Genomic DNA, 18508 nt, shown 5'->3' on the forward strand with positions numbered 1-18508 from the left:
GGCCGGGCTGAGCCGGTCTCAGGGGGATCGCAGGCTGCCGGGCGGCAGGTCCAGTTCGGCTTCTGCGAGCGTGCGGGCCAGGTCGGTGAGGGGCGCCATGCGTTGATCGGCGCTGGTGTTGATGTAGGCGCTGGTTCCGTCGACCACGGCGAGGATGCGCACGGCAGCGGCCCATGGATCGGTGCAGCGGAACGCCTGCTCCTTCACTCCCTCGGTGATGATCTGCTCGATGCGGCGGCACCAGCGCAGTTCCTGGCTCACGACCTGGTCATGGAGCACGGGTCGGTAGCGTGAGAGGTTTCGCGCGTTGAGCCAGAGCTTGCTGATGTTGTCGAACTCGGTGCCCGAGGCCCGGGTGAAGAAGCGCTGGAGCGTGCGCAAGGGACCGTTGCCGTCGCGATCGGCAGCCGCCTCGGGCAGCAGGCCGTCCAGTTCCGCCATGGTTGCGCTGGTGAACGCCTCGGCCACAAGTTCCTCGACCACGGGGAAGTAGTGGTGGATGAGCCCGGGCTGGACTCCGAGGTCGTCGGCGATCCGCTGTCGGGTGACGCACTCGAGCCCTTCCTGGAGCCCGACCTGCGCGGCCGCTGTGACGATCTCGCGGCGGCGCTCGGCCGCTGACTTGCGAACTTGTTTCCCAGGACCCCTTGACGTCATGGCACCGATGCTATTGGCTGTGCAGCCAAATGAGCAATTGGCTGTAGAGCCAATTGACGGAAGGCCGCCCGGGCGGCCGCCGTGGCACCGGCCCGTCGCGGGAAGGGACGGCGATCCGGCGGCCGACCCCTCTGTGTGAGCCGCGCCACCAGGCGCGCGCCCGTACCGATGCCAGGAGACGAACGTGGACCACACCCGTGCCGATGCCGGTGATCTGGCTGAATACGGCTACGAGCAGGAGCTGAAACGCACCCTGTCCGCGTGGGCCGTGTTCGCGCTCGGATTCGCGACGATCTCGCCTGTGGTCGGCATCTACGCCGTCGTCCAGCTCGGGTTCGTCTTCGCCGGTCCCGCCTGGACATGGGCGGTCGTCGTCGCCTTCCTGGGGCAGTTGCTGGTCGCCACGGTGTATGCCGAACTGTCCTCGCAGTTCCCGATCACTGGAGGCGTCTACCAGTGGGTCCGCCGGCTGGGCGGGCCACGGCTGGGCTGGCTGGTGGGCTGGATCCATCTCGCCTCCGCCGTCGCTTCCCTGACCACCGTGGCCTACCTCGGTGCGAGCTGGCTGCACATGCTCGTCAGCGACTCGGCGCTGTCACCGGCGACCCATGTCCTGCTCGGCGTGGTCTTCCTCGTCGTGGCCCTGGGCATCAACCTGCTGGGCGTCGACCCGGTCAAACACTTCCTGAACGCGGGCATCATCGCCGAGGGCGTCGCCTCCATCGCCGTCAGCGTCGTCCTGCTGCTCTTCGCGCGCAACCACGGATTCGACATCCTGTTCAACACCCTGGGAGCGGAATCCGCCTCCGGCGGATCCGTCGCGGCCGGGTTCGTGACATGCCTGGCGGTGGCCGGCTGGGCCTTCCTGGGGTTCGACGCGACCACGCAGGTGGCCGAGGAGACCGATCAGCCGCGGCGCAGCGTGCCCCGGGCCCTGCTGCGCTCCTACCTGTTCGTCGCCTTCACCGTCCTGCTCACTGCGCTGGCCGTGACGTTCGCGCTGCGCCGCCCTGAGGACGCCGTCTCCGGAAAGATCGTGGACCCCGTTTTCGAGGCGGTGACGCAGAGCCTGGGCGGGTGGAGCGAGAAGCCCTTCATCCTCGTCGTCCTGATCGCGTTCTTCGCCTGCGCCATCTCGATCCAGACGTACATCGGGCGAGCCGTCTACGCCTTCGCCCGGGACCGGCAGCTGCCCTTCTCCGCTCAGCTCGCCACCGTCGGTGAGCGGCAGATCCCCTGGGTCTCGCTCACCGTGACGGCCGTCCTCGCCGGCCTCGGCCTCGTGCTCGGGCTCAACGGCAACGCGGCGGCCACACTGATCGCCTTCGGATCCGGTGGCTTCTACTTCATCTTCCTGGCGGTGGCCCTCGTCGCGCTGTTCGCACGTCTCAGCGGCAGCTGGAATCCGGCGGCGGGAGAACTGCGCCTGGGCCGGGCCGGCCTGCTGGTCAACGCGCTCGCCGTGGCCTGGCTGCTCTTCGAAGCGGTCAACATCGCCTGGCCCCGCGCCGAACTCGCCCCTCCCGGCGGCAGCTGGATCCAGATCTGGGCCGTGGTCCTGGTCTTCTCCGTGCTGCTCGCCGTCGGCCTGGCCTACGTCGTGATCGCCAAACCCCACACCCAGCTGCCCACCCACTCGAACACCCAAGAAGTGAAGGCTTCCTGATGCGCGCGCACCTCTCACCCGCCATCGCCTACGATCCCGTCGCGGGGCTGCACACCCGTGAGATCTCCCACAGGCCCGCCGGACCGGGCGAGGTCGAGATCGACGTCCGCGCTGCCGGGGTGTGCCACTCCGACCTGCACATCCTGACCGGCGACTGGCCCAGCGACCGCCCCCTCGTACTCGGCCACGAGGCCGCCGGGGTGGTCACGACCGTGGGGGAGGGGGTCACCGGGCTGACAGCAGGCGACCACGTCGTGCTGTCCTGGTTCGCTCCCTGCCGCCGCTGCCGCAAGTGTCTGGCCGGAATGGCCTGGCTGTGTACGGGCACCCAGGCCGTCGCCAACACCCTGCCCGACGGCACGACACCGTTCACGGACGCCCAGGGCGAGGAGATCTGGCCCTACCTGGGGTTGGGCGCGTTCACGAACCGAGTGGTCGTCCCCGAGTCCGCCGCGGTCAAGGTCCCCGACGAGCTGCCTTTCGGCATCGGCGCCCTCCTGGGCTGCTCCATCTCCACCGGCATCGGCGCGGTCATGAACACCGCTGGTGTCCGGCCCGGCGAATCCGCGGTCGTCGTCGGCGCCGGCGGGGTCGGACTGTCCGTGGTGATGGGCCTGCGTCTGGTGGGAGCCGATCCCATCATCGCCGTCGACCTCTCGTCCGAACGCCTCGACGCTGCCGAACGCTTCGGAGCCACCCACACCCTCGACGGCGCCGCGACCGACGTCGCCGCCTGGTGCCAGGACGAACTCGGCGGGGTCGACTACGCCTTCGAAGCCATCGGCAGCCCCAAGGTCATCGAGACGCTCCCGGCCATGCTCACCTCCGGCGGCGCGGCCGTCCTGGTCGGCATGGCCCCCGCCGACGCGACAGGCGCGTTCAACCTCTTCGACCTCGCCGACCAGGGCAAGCGCATCCTCGGCTGCAACTACGGCTCCAGCGTCGGCGCAATCGACATCCCCAAACTGGCCCGCCTCCATCTGGCCGGCCGACTGCCGCTGGACGAACTGATCGGCACGGTCCGCCCCCTGGAGGAGGCAGCTGCCGCCTTCGCGGATCTCGAATCAGCCGTCGGGACCCGTACCATTCTCGAACCGTAGACCCCCTGGACACCGGCCCCACGACACACGTGTGCCGCGAGGCCGACCCCTGCCACCACACCCCGCACTTCCTGGAGACTTGATGTACGCCGTGACCGACCCGTCCACCGGCAAGACCACCGAAACCTACCCGACCGCCACCGACGCCGAGGTGGCAGCGGCCGTCGACGCCGCCCACACGGCCACCGCCTGGGGACGAGACAGCTCAGTGGCCGAGCGGGCCGCGCTCCTTCGCCGGCTCGGTGATCTGCATGCCCAGCACCGCGCCGAACTCGCGACCAGCATCGTGCGGGAGATGGGCAAGCCGCTCGAGGAAGCGGAGGGCGAGATCGACTTCTGCGTCGACATCTACCACTACTACGCCGACCACGCCGAGGAGTTCCTCGCCGACGAGGAACTCACCGTCACCTCCGGCCCCGGCCGCGCGGTCGTCCGGCGCAGCCCGGTCGGTGTCCTGCTCGGCATCATGCCGTGGAACTTCCCCGCCTACCAGGTCGCGAGGTTCGCGGCCCCGAACCTCGCCCTGGGCAACACCATCGTCCTCAAGCACGCCCCGCAGTGCCCCGCGACCGCGGCGCTGCTGGAGCGCCTGTGCGCCGAGGCGGGCTTCCCCGCCGGCGCGTACGTCAACGTCTATGCCACCAACGAACAGATCGCCGAGGTGATCGCCGACCCCCGCGTCCAGGGGGTGTCCCTCACCGGCTCGGAACGGGCCGGCGCCGCCGTCGCCGAGATCGCCGGACGCCACCTGAAGAAGGTCGTCCTCGAACTCGGTGGCTCCGACCCGTTCATCGTGCTGTCGACCGACGACCTCGACTCCGTCGTGGAGGCCGCCGTCGCCGCCCGCCTCGACAACACCGGCCAAGCCTGCAACGCCGCCAAGCGGTTCGTCGTCAGCTCCGATCTCTACGACACATTCGTGGAGAAGTTCACCGCCCAGCTGCTCGCCCGCCAGTCCGGGGCCCCGTTGTCCTCGGTCGCCGCGGCCGACACCCTCGCACGCCAGGTGGAGGCCGCCGTCGCGGAAGGCGCGACGTTGCACGCAGAGGGCGAACGCAACGGTGCCTACTTCCCCGCCGGTGTCCTCACCGGTCTCACCACCGAGCACGCCTCGGCACGCCAGGAGCTCTTCGGCCCGGTGGCCATGGTCTTCCGGGCGGCCGACGAGGAAGACGCCCTGCGGATCGCCAACGACACCCCGTACGGTCTCGGCTCCTACCTCTTCACCACGGATCCCGAACAGGCCGCGCGCGTCGCCGACCGCATCGAGGCCGGCATGGTCTTCGTCAACGGGGTGGGAGCCGAGGGAGCCGAGCTGCCCTTCGGCGGCATCAAGCGCTCAGGATTCGGCCGAGAGCTGGGCCGGCCGGGAATCGAGGAGTTCGTCAACAAGAAGCTCATCCGCACCGTCGCGTAGGCGCCGACGGGCCGGAGGGCCGAGACTGTCAGCATCCCGGAGTTCCCAGGCATTCGGGGTGCTGACACCCTCCGGCTGCGGCCGCTTCCGCCCGTGGCCCTGGCGGCAACCGCAGCGGCCGGGCGAGCCGCGACGGCCGGTGCCACCAGACCGCGCCACCGGGGCCACTCGCCGCATGACGCCGGGACTGCCGACCTCTGGCCGCGGACAACCCTGTCGCCGGGCTTCGGCGCTTGCGGCAGGATCAGGCAGATCGACATGGCAGGGAGAAACCAATGATCACCGCCACCCAGGGAGTGAAGGTCACTTCGACATGCGCGACCTGTGATGGCGTGCTGGTCCGCGACGTCGGTCAGTTCATCGACCGGGGACGCCTGTCCTGGGGCGTCGAAGGGCGATGCCGATTGTGCTCCGACGCGTGGTGCGAGATGGGCGAGGGCCCGGCTCCCGAGGAGATCAGGCAGGCACTGATGGCCGAGCACGGCACCACTCGGCTCCGCCTGGCGACCAGGGAGGCCGGTCTCGTCCCCGTGCTGCGGGCCCTGCGCGAGGTGTGCCACCTGTCGCTGGGGGAAGCCCGGCTGGCGGCCGCCGACCTGACCGGGGTCGGCCTGGTCGGCACGTCCGTGGAAATGGCGCACCTGGCGGAAGGGCTCCGCAAGCGGTCCGTCGCCACGACGCTCGTTCCGTCGCCCGCCTGACCGCCCGCGAAGCGGCTCGGCCGGGTTGACAGACGGCCTCAGGAGTCGCCGGCACAGGACACCGTGCCCGGCAGCGACGGCTGGGGCTCTTTGACCGGGTCGTCCCCGTGAATGCGGGACTGCCGATACGGTTGGGCGAGCTTTCCTCGGTCATCTTTGTGAGAGCCATGAACGCGGTGGGCGTCCGCTCCCGCGTGCCGTCGAAGGCCCACGCGGCGCCGCGGATGAATTCGGTTGCGGTGGGTGCGGTGAGCCCGGTGAGGTAGTGCCATGGAGCAGGCGTGGCGGACCGAGTCGGAACCAGTCCGCAGAGGCACGCCGCAACCGGCTCCGTGGCACAGGGCTGCGGTGCTCGCAGCCCTGATGCTGGCAGCCTTCACCTTCAACACCGCGGAGAACCTGCCGATCGGTCTTCTGGACCGCATCGCTGAAAGCCTCCAGGTGTCCCTCTCGGCGGTCGGCCTGCTCGTCACCGGGTACGGCGTGACGGTCGCGGTCTCGTCCGTGCCGCTCGCCCACGTCATGCGGTCCGTGCCCCGGCGCCACGTCCTCACCGGGCTGCTGGCCGCGCTCGTCGCGTCCAGCCTGGTCGCGGCCCTGGCCACCTCGTACTGGCCCCTCCTCATGGCGCGGCTGCTCACCGCGCTCGCCCAGGCGCTGTTCTGGGCGGTGATGGGACCGGTCGCCGTGGGGCTGTTCGTTCCTGGGGTCCGCGGCCGTGTGATCGGGGCGCTGTCCGCCGCCGGCTCACTCGCTCTCGTCCTCGGTGTTCCGGCCGGGACCTGGCTGGGCCGGCGGAGCGACTGGCACGTGCCCGTCGCCATGCTGGCGGTTCTGGGGTTCGTCTCCCTGGTGACGATCGCCGTTCTCCTGCCGACCTCACCGCCGGAAGCAGAGCCCGCGGTCCACGGAACCCGTCCTGACGCCCGCCGGTTCAGGACCGTGCTGGCAGCCGGCACGCTTTCCGCGACGGGGGCGTTCTCGGGGTTCACCTACATCGTGAAGTTCCTGGGCGACGTGAGCGGCTTCTCCCCGGCCGCCGTCAACGCCCTGCTCGTGGCTTTCGGCGTTGCATGTCTGGCCGGGGTCAGCATCACCGGGGCGTTGCTGGACCGCTACCCACACTCCGCCATGACCGCCGCCGTCACCACACAGGCCGTGGGCATGCTGGGCCTGTACGCGGCAGGCGCCAACCCGGTGGCGGCGGTGGTGTTCCTGACACTGATGGGCGGTGCGCTCGGGCCGGTGTTCATGACGTCCCAGAACGCGATGCTGCAGTGCGCACCGGGCCGCACCGACATCGCGCTGGCCGCGAACTCCGGTCTCTACAACGCCGGTATCGCGGCGGGCGCCGCGCTTGGGGGACTGGTCCTGCCACTCGCCGGCGCCCGGGGCACTTTCCTTGTCGGAGGACTGCTGGCCGGCGGGGCCTGCACAGTGCTTCTCAGCGGGCATCTGCTCCGTTCCGGAGCGGCGTCCGCCAAGTAGAGCACGGTCAGTGGCGGCCGGCGGTCGGCCACGGGTCCGGCGCCGCGATGGCCCTTCCGGAGCTTGTCCGACAGGTCGTCTGCCGGCCCGCGCTGACAGCGGTCCCCGGGATCGGGTTGTCCCCACCCCCATGTGGCGGCTCGCCGGATGGGCAGCGGCATCGGCGTGCGGCGATCGTGTGTACCGGAAGACCACTGCCGTGCGATTCCGTCCGGCGGCGGCCCAGGGCGAGGGCGGCTGAGTGGCCACCGGTCGCGGTGTGGCGTGTCAGTCGGCTCGCAGGAGCGCGCTGACTTTGCTTTCCGGCTCCCTGCATGCGGCACAGCCGGGGAACCTCGGCCTCGACACGCACGCCGACCGCCTTCCCCGACAGGTACTGGACGTACCGTCAGGTAATGGACATCGCTCGTACCTGAGAGGCAATCCGTGCGCAACCCGCCCTTCACGATGTTCGGCCCCCCGATCACCTTCCTCGGCGTGGACGCGTGTGACCTCGATGATCCGGCCGGCTACGCCGACGCGGACGTCGTGATCCTCGGCGCGCCATTGGACGGAGGCACCACCTACCGATCCGGCGCACGCTTCGGGCCGTCGGCCGTCCGCCAGGCGTGTTATCTCCCGCAGAACGGCTCACGTCCCAGCCTCGCGCTACGGGTCGACGCCCTGAAGGACCTGAAGGTGTACGACGCCGGCGACGTCGCCCTCTATGCGCGAACTGCCTCGTGGTATCAAGGTTTGTTACCCGGTGTTCCGTGACCACATCCCCACCCGCGAGGCGCTGCTGCGCCACAGCGCGGAGCTCTTCGACCTGGTACGGCAGGACCTCCTGCGTCCGGGCATCGGCCGACGCTACCCACTCAAGGATGCTGCCCAGGCCCACGTCGACATCGAGTCCCGGGCGACCAGCGGCAAGCTCTCGCTCTTTCCGTAGCAAGAGGTGCCCGGTCCGCCCGTGAGGCCGTACCTACGGCTCCCGGATCGGCGCCCTCGCGCGCACCTCCGTACTCGGCCTCGAGGGGCCCGTCGCCGGCCGGCTGCGTCCTCGCCGGGACGGCCCCGCTGCCCCTGGCCGGCCGCCACTCGGCGCAACGAGCCCGCAGCGTTCAGTTGACCTGCAGCGGGGCAAGGTATCCGGCTCGCCCCGGCCCCGGCTCCAGTCGCAGCTGCCTGCCGCCGACGTGATCCTGGTAACCGGAGGTCCCGGACCGCATCGACGGGAGCGCCACCCCGGGAACGGTCACCCGACCGACGGGAGCTTCCTCAACCCCGCCCTGCAGCCGGCCCGCACTCAGCCGCTGGCCGGGTACCCGTCCCCTGCCCACCCACCGAAGCAAGGAGCGACCATGCGGTACCGCAAGCTCGGCAGCTCGGACCTAGAGGTCTCGGAGATCTCGCTCGGGTCCTGGCTCACCTACTCCGGCGGCATCGAGGCCGAGAAGACCCGCGCCTGTACCGAGGCGGCGTTCGACGCGGGCATCAACTTCTTCGACACCGCCAACGTCTACGGACAGGGCGCCGCGGAGACGGCCTGGGGCGAGATCCTCTCGGCCCGCCCCCGCGACTCCTACGTCCTCGCCACCAAGGTCTACTTCCCGATGTCGGACGACCCTGCCGACCAGGGACTGTCCCCGGCGCAGATCGCCAAGCAGATCGACGCTTCACTCACCCGGCTGAAGACCGACTACGTCGACCTCTACCAGGCACACCGCTTCGACCCCGCCGTACCGATCGAGGACACCGTCGAGGCGTTCCAGAAGGTCGTCGAGCAGGGCAAGGCCCGCTACCTCGGCTTCAGCGAATGGACGCCCGAACAGATCCAGGCCGCGATCGACATCGCCGGACCCGACCTGTTCGTCTCCTCGCAGCCGCAGTACTCCATGCTGTGGCAGGCCCCCGAGGCCGAGGTCTTCGGCCTGTGCGCCGCCAACGGCATCTCCCAGATCGTCTGGTCCCCCCTGGCCCAGGGCGTGCTGACCGGCAAGTACAAGCCCGGACATCCCGTCCCGGAGGGCAGCCGGTTCGCCTCCGCCGACATGGCCGTCTCCCAGGACCTCGTCTACAGCGACGCGACCCTCGAGGCGGTCCAGCGCCTCGTCCCGATCGCCGAAGAGGCCGGGATGAGCATGCCCACCCTGGCCCTCGCCTGGATCCTGCGCCGCACCGAGGTCGCCTCGGCCATCACCGGCGCCTCCCGCCCCGAACAGGTCCACAGCAACGCCGCCGCCTCCGGCGTGGAGCTGTCCGACGACCTGCTCTCTGCCGTCGACGAGGCCCTCGGAGACGCACCCCACCGAGCCCACCCTCGCCCCCGGCGCCCAGGCCGGCATCACGCACCGCTGATCCGGCAGTCCCGACAGGCCGTCGCGCCCGCCCGCGGAGGCGGCTACCGCCTGCTCGACACCGCCGCGGCCCACGAGAACCAGCGGTCCGTGGGCCGCGCCGTCGCCGTCGGTCGGCCTTGCTCTCCACCCCCTCCACACAGGCACCCCCTCCACACCCGCACCACACTGATCGGAGAAGCCTCCATGCGCGCCACCTTCCTGTACGCGGCCGGCGACGTCCGCGTCGAGGACGTCCCCGACTCCTCCCTCACACATCCCACCGACGCCCTGGTCCGCATCACCGCCTCGTGCATCTGCGGCAGCGACCTGTGGCCGTACGCCTCCAAGCCCGACGACGGACCGGTGCGGATGGGCCATGAGTTCATCGGCATCGTCGAGGACACCGGCCCGGAAGTGAGCACGGTCGAGCCGGGTGACCTGGTCGTTGCTCCCTTCGCCATCTCCGACAACACCTGCGAGTTCTGCCGCGAGGGCCTGCACACCTCCTGCGTACACGACCAGGCCGGCTTCTGGGACGGCCTGCCCGATGAGGGCGGCCAGGCCGAGGCCGTCCGCGTCCCGCTGGCCGACGGCACCCTCGTCAAGCTTCCCGTCGCCGCCGACTCGGCCCTCATGCCCTCCCTGCTCACCCTCTCCGACGTGTTCGGCACCGGCTACCACGCCGCCGTGGCGGGCGGCGTGAACGAGCGCACCAGCGTCACCGTGATCGGGGACGGTGCCGTCGGCCTGCTGGCGGTGCTGTCGGCCAGCCGTCTGGGCGCCGAGCGCATCATTCTCATGGGACGCCACCCGGCGCGCACCGACCTCGGCCGGCAGTTCGGGGCCACCGACGTCGTCTCCGCCCGCGGAGAGGAAGGCATCGAGGCGGTCCGCGAGCTGTCCGGCGGACACGGCACCCATGTAGTCATCGAAGCCGTCGGCGCCATGCCCGCCTACCAGCAGGCCGTCGGTGCCGTCCGCCCCGGCGGCGTCATCAGCCGTGTCGGCGTCCCCCAGTACGAAGACGCGCCCATCGGCTTCGGCAGCCTCTTCGGCCCGAATGTCCGCCTGGCCGGCGGACCCGCCCCGGTACGCGCCTACATCGAGGAGCTGATGCCCGCCATCCTCGACGGCAGCATCGAACCCGGGAAGGTCTTCGACACCACCACCGACCTCGACGGCGTACCCGGCGGCTACCGGGACATGGCCGACCGCAACAGCCTCAAGGTCCTCATCATCCCTTGAGCCTCGCACCGGCGAGCGCCCGGACACGACGCGTCCCGGCCGCTCGCACGCTTTCGAAGACCCGACGACGTCAAAGACCCGACGTCGAACGACAGAATCCCGGCCTGACGGGACGCGTCAGGTGCCGGGCCGACAGCAGGACGCCTGGGCGAGGCTGTGGGCCACGTCGAGCCAGGAGGTGCCGGGCACGGCGTCGCGGTTCGTTCCCGCATGGGTCTGGATCAGTGCGGCCTGCCGGTGGGGGACGCCGTCGCGCAGCACGAGCGAGGTGCTGAGGAGGGCGGTGAAGTCGGTGAAGGGGTCTCCGTCGATGACGGCGAGGTCGGCGATCTTGCCCGCTTCGATGGTCCCGAGGTCTTCGTGGAGGCCGAAGAGCCGAGCGGGATGAGTGGTGGCCGTGTGCAGGGCCTGGGCAGGGCTGAAACCGTGGGTGTGCAGCCCCCGCAGGCCCAGGTGCAGGGAGAGTCCGGCCGGGACGATGGGCGCGTCGGTGCCCAGAGCGAGGGGCACCCCGGCCGTTGCCAGTCGCCGGTAGTTACCCATTTCCGTGGCCAGGGCCTGCAGCTGCTGTGCGGTGGGCGCCTTGCCGGCGCGTTCGCGGATGGCGGCCTCGTCCCACGGGGACATCAGGGTCCGTACGCGCGGGTCGTCGGCCAGGGCCGGGTCCGCGCCGAGCAGGAATTGGGTGGTGAACGGGGTGATGATCAGGGCGAAGGCGCCGTCCGCGTACTGCTCGACCAGGTCCTGATGGATGTGGCCGAGGGGCGTGTTGGCGTGACCGTAGGGGAGTCGTTGTGTGGCCTGGAGATGCGTGGTGAGGTCCTGGCCGGCGGCTCGACCGGGGGCGCACAGGTGGCTTCCGCAGGGTACGCCGAGGCGGTGCGCGGTCTCGGCGGCCTGTGCCATGGCATGACCCGGTGCTCGTACGTACGTCTTGACGAAGTCGACGTCCAGGGCGGTGAGTCGTTGCAGGGTACGCTCCCAGCCTGCCTGTGTGCGGTGTGCCCGGCCCTTGCTGTAGGCCGTGCGGGAGCCGTCGAGGAGTTCGGCGCAGGCCAGCAGCCGCGGGCCGATGCTGTGGCCCGAGGCGAGTGCTTCGCGGAGCCGGACGGCCTCGTACAGGGGCGCGCCGAGGCAGGCGGTGGTGGTGACGCCGTAGGCGAGTGCGGTCAGGTGGTTCCTGGCGCCGTAGGTGGCGCTGTACGGATGGGTGTGGCTGTCGATCAGTCCGGGGATGACGGTCTGTCCGGACACGTCGATGGTGCGGCGACCGGGCCTGCGGGTCCGGTGGGGCAGGACGGCGGTGATGCGGCCGCCGTCGATCAGGATGTCGACGTCGTGGCGGGGTTCGCGGCCGGTGGCGTCCCACAGCTGCCCGGCGTGGACGCGCAGGGCCTCTCGCTGCCCGGAGGGCCGGCGTCGCACGGTCAGCGGGACGGACAGGGTGCGGCAGAGGCCCGGTGTTCGGGTGCTGTCGAGGGGGAGCAGGCGCAGCCGACCGCAGGAGAGGTAGAGCAGGGTCGCCGCATCGCGGGCCCAGGAGGGGTGGTCGGCGGGCTCGTCGGTGAGCCGCCGGGCAGGACCGGACGGGGTGCCGTCGGGTGTGACGGGCAGCAGCCACAGGGCCGACTCGGCGACCAGCGCCATGTGGTGGCCGTCGGGTGACCAGGCGGGGCCCGCGGCCTCCCGGTCGGACAGCGACTGGTGCGGGGCCGGCAGGTGACGCCGGTCGGCCCCGGTACGGGTGTCGATGACCCGGATGAGGTGATAGCCCTCACGGAAGCGCTGGTTGATGCGGTTGCGGTCGCAGAAGGCGACGTACCGGCCGTCGGGTGACCAGCTGGGAGCGCCGGCCGGCCCGTCGGTGGCCATGGGCCGGGCCAGTACCCGCTCGGCGCCCGTGGCCAGATCCCGCAGCAGCAGGTTGCCGGTGATGTCCCGGCAGGCCAGCCGGGTACCGTCCGGCGACGGCACCGGGTGCAGCCGGCCGCCGTCGCTGACCGGTTCGTCGGCCCTGTCGTCCAGGCGCAGGCGGCGCACCGCCGTCAGCCCGCCCCGGTCGGTGCAGTAGAGCAGGCTGCGCCCGTCGGGATCCCATGCGGGCATCTGGACATGGTGCACGCCGGCCTCTTGGAGGAGTCTGCGCGGCTTGCCGCCGACGGGCATCACCCACAGCGCGTTCAGCGCCACAAAAGCCACGCTGCGTCCGTCCGGTGACAGGACGGGGAGGTGGATTCCGCGTACCGATGCGGGGCCGGTCGCACGGGCGGCACGGGGCTTTCGCCGTCGGCGCGGTCGCGGCATGGGCATACGGGCGACGAAGTCGATCTCCTCGACGTGGGGGTCTCCCGTGAGCGCGCGGATACGCAGCCGGCCGTCGGCCACGTACAGCAGCCGGTCCTCGTCCAGCCAGCACGGTGGCCCGGCGGCCACGTCCTCATCGGCCGTGACGACCTGGTCGTCGACCATGAGGGCCGCTCGCGCCGCCGGCAGGGACGGCGAGTCGCTGGTGCCGGTCAGGTGCAGATAGGCGATCCTGCCCGACGGTGACACGGAAGGGCACATCAGGCGGCCGGTGGTCACCTCGCGCACCACTTCCGGCTCGCCGCCGGTGGCGGGCACGCGGACGAGTACCAGGCCTCCGTCGGTGCCCCCGTCCGCACGGTGAGCCGCGCGTACGCACACCAGTGAACGTCCGTCCGGCCACCAGGCCGGGTCGTAGTCCTCGAAGTCCCCACCGGTCAGGCGTCGCGGCTGCAGGGTGTCCACGTCCATGACGCACAGACCGAAGGAACTCCCGGCGACGTCGTCGCCGCCCCGTTCGGAGGAGAACGCCAGGCGGCGGCCGTCGGGTGACCAGGCGGCCTCGCGGTCGTCCCAGGGCCCGTTGGTGAGCTGCCGCAGGCCGGAGCCGTCCGCCCGCATCGTCCACAGATGGAAGGCGCCCTCCTGGTAGCCGCACAGGGCCACCGTCGTGCCGTCGGGGGACAGGACCGGCCGGGTCGCCTCCAACCGCCAGTCCGTCAGTCGAGCTGCGACGCCTCCCTCGCGGGGGATCCGCCACAGCACGCCCTGCACCTCTGCGACGACGACGCCGGAGCCTGGCACGGCGGTGACCGAACCTCCGGTGATCTCCCGGTAGTGCACGGTCGTGCCGTCCGAAGGCGTGGCGGCGTCGGCCTCGCCCGCGGCCAGGGCGGACGCTGTTGTCGCCGCCATTGCTGATGTCGAGGTCCTGAGGAAACGACGACGGCTGACAGGCCCGTAGTCCAATTCGACATCCTCCGGTAGATCGGTGGTGCGGGCGACCGCGACGCCGCGGCCGCTCGGCGGTCGCGACGTGCAAAGGCCCGGTCATGTCCGGCTAACGAACCCGGCAGGCCCCGGTCACCGGGCAACCCGCAGGTGGACGGGCCCCGGCAGGTACCGGTTGTGCCGGATCGGTGCGGCGGGTGCGGGACGGACAGCTGGGTGTCGCCACCGGTCAGGACGGCAGGGTGGAGCGGCCGCTCAGCCGGGGGGCGAGGGCGTGGGCCAGGGCCAGCGTGCTCAGGGCGAACATCAGGACGCCGAGGGGGACGTGGAGTTCGGGTACGTGGGCGATGCCGAGGACGACTTGTGTCGAAGCGAGGGCGAGGAAGCCCGTGGCGTACAGGATGGGGCGGGGGCTGCCGCCGCCGGGCCGCCAGGAGAGGATCGCGGCGAGCACGTACAGCATGGACGCGCCGTACATCACCTTCGATCCGATGTCGTGCATCAGGTACCCGTGGGACGAGGTCAGCAGTGCTCCGGCGGTGGCGGCCTGGAAGAACAGGGTCAGGGTCTGGAGACCGACCGAGACCCTGAGGAACGTGACATGGCGCTGCCGGGTCGATGTCTGTCCGGTCATGGAGCGGTCCTCTCGGCGGTGCGGGGCGTTTCAGCGGAGGGTGAGCGGGGTCCCGGCGTCGACGTGGGTGAGCTTCTCGGGATTGCGGACGTAGTAGAGGCCGGTGATCCGGGCGTTCTGGACGCTGATCGCCATGACGCCGTCGAACTCGCCGTCCACGGAGACGGCGAGGGCCGGGCTGCCGTTGATCACGGTGGATTCGCAGTCGACCGTGACGGCCGTCCTGGCCGAGCCGCCGCCGCAGTAGAAGCGGGCCACTGTCTCAGCGCCGACGATGGGCCGCAGCGCGGCCCGCTTGAGGCCGCCGCCGTCGCTCACCAGGACGACGTCGGGCGCGAGCACGTCGAGGAGGCCTTGCGGATCGCCGGTCTCGATCGCGCGACGGAACGATTCCACAGCCGCCCTGGCCTCGCTCGCGGAGGCCCTGCGGCGGGGCCGCCGGGCGTCGACGTGCCCGCGGGCGCGGTGCGCGATCTGCCGCACGGCCGCAGGGGTCTTGCCGACGGCCTCGGCTATCTCGTCGTAGCCGACGTCGAAGACCTCCCGCAGCACGAACACCGCCCGCTCGGTCGGAGTGAGGCTCTCCAGGACGAGCATCATCGCCATCGACATGCTCTCGGCGAGTTCGACGTCCTCGGCCACGTCCGGTGTGGTGAGCAGCGGTTCGGGCAGCCACTGCCCGACGTACGCCTCGCGCCGGCGCTTCACGGTGCGCAGCCGGTTGAGTGCCTGGCGGGTCGTGATCCGGACCAGGTACGCGCGCTTGTCGCTCACCTGCCCCAGGTCCACCCTGATCCACCGCAGCCAGGTCTCCTGGAGGACGTCCTCGGCGTCGGCCGCCGATCCGAGCATCTCGTAGGCGATGGTGAAGAGCAGATTGCGGTGGTCGACGAACGTCTCGGTCGCCCGGTCGCCGGCGTGGTCGGTCATATACCGGTCCCTTCCTCGAATGCCTGGTGAGGCTGCCTGTTCAGCGGTGGCCGACGCATCGTCGTGCCGGGCCCGCGGCAGTCGCCGGCGCTTGCCTTGCCTGAGCCAGGCGTGCGAACCCGGGCTTGCGCACATCGTCGGCCGGTGGCCTGGCGCTGAACTGGCAGGAGAGCGCCCTGAGCTTCGCGCCCGCCTGCCCGGCCGCCGACGTGGAGCCTCGTCGCGGTGCCGTCCTCGTGCGCGCACTGGAACGGCGGTCCGACGGTGCCGCCGCGTCGCCGACGGCGACGATGCGCTCGTCGTGGACGCTGGTCAGCGTCTCGTCCGTGAGCAGGCGCCCCACCGCGTCCGTGTTCAGCCCGCTGGGCGCGGCCAGAATCGCTGTGCGGCCTCCAACGTAGCGACCTGGTAGGTGAATTCGGCCGCTTCGGGACCTTCAGGCGGGCGCTGCCACTGCCCGCCGCGCCGATCAGGTAGTCGTAGCCGACCGAGCCGCCGCTCGCCGGCGTCACGCTGCGCTTGGCCGCGTCGATCCGGGTCATGGTGTCTCCTCCGTTTCCAAGGGGGTCGGCTTGAAGACACCGGGCGACGGCCGCATGTGACTGCATATGACGCACATCACAGCGCGCGGCTCTGCTTCACTTCCTGGTCGACGGCCCAGGCGTCGGCGACGGCCGAGGTGGCCCAGTTTGTCGGGGTTGATGACCGATCGGATCGTCTGGAGCTGCCCGTCGAGCAAGCCCAGGACGAGGACGTGGAGGACCTCGCCGCCGCGGTCGCGGAAGAGAGTGCCCGGCCGTCCGTTGACCTCGTGCCGTTCGAAGCCGCAACCGGGCGGAACGCAGCACGTCGATCGCGATCCGGGTCACCGCGGCCGACAGGAACGCCTTGACCGACGTGGGCCGGGTCGCCGAGGCGCCGTGGCGGAGCCAGGCCTCCTGCACCGCGTCCTCCGCCTCGCCCACGCTGCCCAGAACCCGGTACCGATCGAGAACAGCAGCGGCCGCAGCTCCTCGAACTCCTCGAACTTCCCACACCGACCCCCTGCGGTCTGTGTGCCTGTGCTGGCCCGCGCCGGCGAGGCATATTGCTGCGATCATCCGGTGTGCGGGCGGAGCAGGCAACGCTCGTACCGCGACCGCCCTGCTCGCCTGAACCACGGCGCCTGGACCGGCGCGACTGACCCGGGCCAGGCCGCCGTGCCGGTCAGTGGAACCGGCCGACTCGTGGTCGCGGGCCGGCTGCTGGTCCGGTGGCCGGTGGCCCCGTCCGCCACGAGGCAGACCGCGCATCCGTTGATCTGACTCACCAGCAGTGCCACGAGCTCCTGCGTCGCGGCCGGCAGCGGCGAGTCCCTGACACCAGAGAGACGGCCCCTGTCTCTGTGACACGGTGGCGTGACGCGCTGTCAGGCGATGCCTGGCGTCACCAAGCCGGACTCGTAGGCCAGGACCACGAGCTGGGCCCGGTCACGGGCCCGGAGCTTGGTCATGGCCCGATTGATGTGGGTTCTCGCGGTCAGCGGGCTGATCACCATGCGGTCGGCGATCTCGTCGTTGGACAGACCCCGCACGACGAGGACGACAGCCTCGCGCTCGCGGCTGGTCAGCTCCTCCAGCCCCGCGCCGGTGTCGGTGGCGAGCGGCCGGGCCACGTACCGGTTGATCAGCTTGCGGGTGATCGCGGGGGCGAGCAGGGCATCACCGCGCGCGGCGACACGTACGGCGTGCAGGAAGTCTTCCGGCAGGATGTCCTTGACCAGGAATCCGGCAGCGCCGGCGCGCAGGGCGTCGAAGACGTGCTCGTCCAGGCCGTAGTTGGTCAGGATGACCACGTGCACTCCGGACAGGGCCGGGTCCGCGGCGATGTGCCGGGTCGCCTCGATGCCGTCCATGACCGGCATCTGTACGTCGATGAGCGCGACGTCGGGCAGGTGCTCCTTGGCGAGTTCCAGGCCCTCGCTGCCGTCGGCGGCCTCGGCCACCACCTCGACGTCGTCCTCGAGGTCGAGGAGGGCGCGGAATCCACTGCGAATGAGGGGCTGGTCGTCGACCAGCAGGACACGGATCACGACGTCCGGTCCACGGGGAGTTCGGCCTGGACGGTGAAGCCGCCCCCGTCACGGAGGTTCGGCCCGTAGCCGGCCGCCGAGGGCAGTGACGCGCTCACGCATGCCGAGCAGCCCGAGGCCGGGCGGCGGGACAGTGGCCGGCGTCGCCTTGCCGTCGTCGACGACCTGTATCGCGAGGGTGTCCGGACGGCACTCGATCCGGACCGACGCCGTACTCGCATCCGCGTGCCGGGCGACGTTGGTGAGCGACTCCTGGACGATCCGGTAGACGGTCCGGTCCACGGCGGCCGGAACGTCGTGACGCCGTCCCTCGATCGTCAGCGTCGCGTCTAGGCCGAACGTACGGGCACGCTCGACCAGTTCCGGGACGTCGTCGAGCCCTCGCGGCGGAGTCGCGTCGTCGTCACGCAACGCCTCCAGCGTGGCGCGCAGTTCCCGGCTTGCCTCGCGCCCGGACTCCTGGATGGCCGGCAGGGAAGGCGGCACCTCCGCGCCCCGCCGGCGCGCCACGTGCACGGCGACTTCCGCCTGCATCTTGATGACCGAGATCTGATGGGTGAGCGAGTCGTGCAGTTCCCGGGCGATCCGGAGCCGTTCCTCGTCGGCGCGGCGCCGTGCGGTCTCCTCGCGGGTGCGCTCGGCCTCGTCCGCCCGCCGCTCGGCCTGCCGCAGCGCCTCTCCCGCGGCGCCGGCCGCGATCAGCCAGGCGATCTCGAGTGCGCCGCGGGCCTGGGCGAATGCCTCGCCTGCGTTGTGCGGGCCAGCGGCCAGGGCCGCGAGCGGGAGCAGCGCCAGGACGACCACGCTCACCACGACGGCGACGGTGCGGTGCCCCGCCCGTACGGCCGCGTACACCGCGAACGGGTACGCGACGGCGGGCACGTCGAATCCGGCCGCCTGATGGCCCACGGCGCACAGTCCGGTGACGCCCAGCACGGCGACCGGAGCCCGGCCCTGTGCGGCCAGCGCCAGCCCGCCGGCCGCGAGCAGCGCGCCCCCGAGCAAGGCCCGGCCCGTGGTGGA

The 18508-nt window shown here is 71.2% G+C and carries 14 protein-coding genes and 5 pseudogenes; 10 read left to right on the forward strand and 9 right to left on the reverse strand.

The window, feature by feature from the left end:
• Positions 1 to 18: 18 nt before the first annotated feature.
• A complete protein-coding gene (locus IE260_RS23895; protein ID WP_229881185.1) occupies positions 19 to 483 on the reverse strand; it encodes a TetR family transcriptional regulator C-terminal domain-containing protein in 465 nt (154 codons plus the stop codon).
• A 36-nt stretch (positions 484 to 519) separates the two neighbouring features.
• Positions 520 to 657 (reverse strand): annotated as a pseudogene (locus IE260_RS41815) (TetR family transcriptional regulator); the annotation flags it as partial.
• 184 nt (positions 658 to 841) lie between these two features.
• Between IE260_RS41815 and IE260_RS23900 the strand changes: the two are divergent.
• The 9 genes and pseudogenes from IE260_RS23900 to IE260_RS23940 all read left to right on the forward strand — a co-directional run bounded on the left by IE260_RS23900 (position 842) and on the right by IE260_RS23940 (position 10595).
• The gene (locus tag IE260_RS23900; RefSeq protein WP_189875186.1) at positions 842 to 2323 is read left to right on the forward strand and encodes an APC family permease; all 1482 of its coding nucleotides are present in this window, start codon (positions 842 to 844) and stop codon (positions 2321 to 2323) included.
• The gene (locus tag IE260_RS23905) at positions 2323 to 3423 is read left to right on the forward strand and encodes an alcohol dehydrogenase catalytic domain-containing protein (RefSeq protein WP_189875188.1); all 1101 of its coding nucleotides are present in this window, start codon (positions 2323 to 2325) and stop codon (positions 3421 to 3423) included. The genes IE260_RS23900 and IE260_RS23905 overlap by 1 nt, the downstream gene beginning before the upstream one ends.
• An 82-nt stretch (positions 3424 to 3505) precedes the next feature.
• Positions 3506 to 4840: an NAD-dependent succinate-semialdehyde dehydrogenase gene (locus tag IE260_RS23910; protein ID WP_189875190.1), complete on the forward strand. Its 1335-nt coding sequence runs from the start codon at positions 3506 to 3508 to the stop codon at positions 4838 to 4840.
• A 275-nt stretch (positions 4841 to 5115) separates the two neighbouring features.
• Entirely contained in the window at positions 5116 to 5541 is a 426-nt protein-coding gene (locus IE260_RS23915; RefSeq protein ID WP_229881133.1) for a hypothetical protein, read from the forward strand.
• Positions 5542 to 5889: 348 nt separating this feature from the next.
• A complete protein-coding gene (locus IE260_RS23920) occupies positions 5890 to 7029 on the forward strand; it encodes an MFS transporter (RefSeq protein ID WP_373303394.1) in 1140 nt (379 codons plus the stop codon).
• 447 nt (positions 7030 to 7476) lie between these two features.
• Positions 7477 to 7740: pseudogene (locus tag IE260_RS42620) on the forward strand (arginase family protein); the annotation flags it as partial.
• Between the two features lie 34 nt (positions 7741 to 7774).
• A complete protein-coding gene (locus IE260_RS23930; RefSeq protein ID WP_229881136.1) occupies positions 7775 to 7960 on the forward strand; it encodes a zinc-binding dehydrogenase in 186 nt (61 codons plus the stop codon).
• A 412-nt stretch (positions 7961 to 8372) separates the two neighbouring features.
• Positions 8373 to 9242, forward strand: a pseudogene (locus tag IE260_RS23935) (aldo/keto reductase family protein); the annotation flags it as partial.
• A 312-nt stretch (positions 9243 to 9554) separates the two neighbouring features.
• Entirely contained in the window at positions 9555 to 10595 is a 1041-nt protein-coding gene (locus IE260_RS23940) for an alcohol dehydrogenase catalytic domain-containing protein (RefSeq protein ID WP_189875197.1), read from the forward strand.
• A gap of 117 nt (positions 10596 to 10712) precedes the next feature.
• Here the strand turns inward: IE260_RS23940 and IE260_RS23945 are convergent, their stop codons facing one another.
• The 3 genes from IE260_RS23945 to IE260_RS23955 all read right to left on the reverse strand — a co-directional run bounded on the left by IE260_RS23945 (position 10713) and on the right by IE260_RS23955 (position 15414).
• A complete protein-coding gene (locus IE260_RS23945; RefSeq protein WP_189875199.1) occupies positions 10713 to 13814 on the reverse strand; it encodes an amidohydrolase family protein in 3102 nt (1033 codons plus the stop codon).
• 265 nt (positions 13815 to 14079) lie between these two features.
• Positions 14080 to 14484: a hypothetical protein gene (locus tag IE260_RS23950; protein WP_189875201.1), complete on the reverse strand. Its 405-nt coding sequence runs from the start codon at positions 14482 to 14484 to the stop codon at positions 14080 to 14082.
• Positions 14485 to 14514: 30 nt separating this feature from the next.
• Positions 14515 to 15414 carry an RNA polymerase sigma-70 factor gene (locus tag IE260_RS23955; protein ID WP_189875203.1) on the reverse strand — a complete coding sequence of 300 codons (900 nt, stop codon included), beginning with the start codon at positions 15412 to 15414 and terminating at the stop codon, positions 14515 to 14517.
• A gap of 125 nt (positions 15415 to 15539) precedes the next feature.
• On the opposite strand from IE260_RS23955, the gene IE260_RS43110 reads away from it, so the two are divergent.
• A complete protein-coding gene (locus IE260_RS43110) occupies positions 15540 to 15815 on the forward strand; it encodes a hypothetical protein (protein WP_189875205.1) in 276 nt (91 codons plus the stop codon).
• A gap of 423 nt (positions 15816 to 16238) precedes the next feature.
• Here IE260_RS43110 and IE260_RS43385 read toward each other — a convergent pair.
• The 4 genes and pseudogenes from IE260_RS43385 to IE260_RS23980 form a co-directional block, all read right to left on the reverse strand.
• A pseudogene (locus IE260_RS43385) lies at positions 16239 to 16423 on the reverse strand (sigma factor); the annotation flags it as partial.
• 87 nt (positions 16424 to 16510) lie between these two features.
• Positions 16511 to 16735 (reverse strand): hypothetical protein, encoded by a 225-nt coding sequence (locus IE260_RS42625; protein ID WP_373303396.1) that lies wholly within the window; start codon positions 16733 to 16735, stop codon positions 16511 to 16513.
• An 87-nt stretch (positions 16736 to 16822) separates the two neighbouring features.
• Complete coding sequence (locus tag IE260_RS23975; protein ID WP_189875207.1) at positions 16823 to 17485, reverse strand: response regulator; 663 nt, start codon at positions 17483 to 17485, stop codon at positions 16823 to 16825.
• Positions 17482 to 18490 (reverse strand): annotated as a pseudogene (locus tag IE260_RS23980) (sensor histidine kinase). Before IE260_RS23980 ends, IE260_RS23975 begins: the two are co-directional and overlap by 4 nt.
• Positions 18491 to 18508: the final 18 nt, after the last annotated feature.

Source organism: Streptomyces viridiviolaceus (genome assembly GCF_014650995.1).
Classification (GTDB): domain Bacteria; phylum Actinomycetota; class Actinomycetes; order Streptomycetales; family Streptomycetaceae; genus Streptomyces; species Streptomyces viridiviolaceus.

Bases quoted from the DNA above. Each gene is read 5' to 3' on its own strand.
- IE260_RS23905 (WP_189875188.1), top strand. From the start codon at position 2,323: ATGCGCGCGCACCTCTCACCCGCCATCGCCTACGATCCCGTCGCGGGG.
- IE260_RS23910 (WP_189875190.1), top strand. From the start codon at position 3,506: ATGTACGCCGTGACCGACCCGTCCACCGGCAAGACCACCGAAACCTAC.
- IE260_RS23915 (WP_229881133.1), top strand. From the start codon at position 5,116: ATGATCACCGCCACCCAGGGAGTGAAGGTCACTTCGACATGCGCGACC.
- IE260_RS23940 (WP_189875197.1), top strand. From the start codon at position 9,555: ATGCGCGCCACCTTCCTGTACGCGGCCGGCGACGTCCGCGTCGAGGAC.
- IE260_RS23945 (WP_189875199.1), bottom strand. From the start codon at position 13,814: ATGGCGGCGACAACAGCGTCCGCCCTGGCCGCGGGCGAGGCCGACGCC.
- IE260_RS23950 (WP_189875201.1), bottom strand. From the start codon at position 14,484: ATGACCGGACAGACATCGACCCGGCAGCGCCATGTCACGTTCCTCAGG.
- IE260_RS23955 (WP_189875203.1), bottom strand. From the start codon at position 15,414: ATGACCGACCACGCCGGCGACCGGGCGACCGAGACGTTCGTCGACCAC.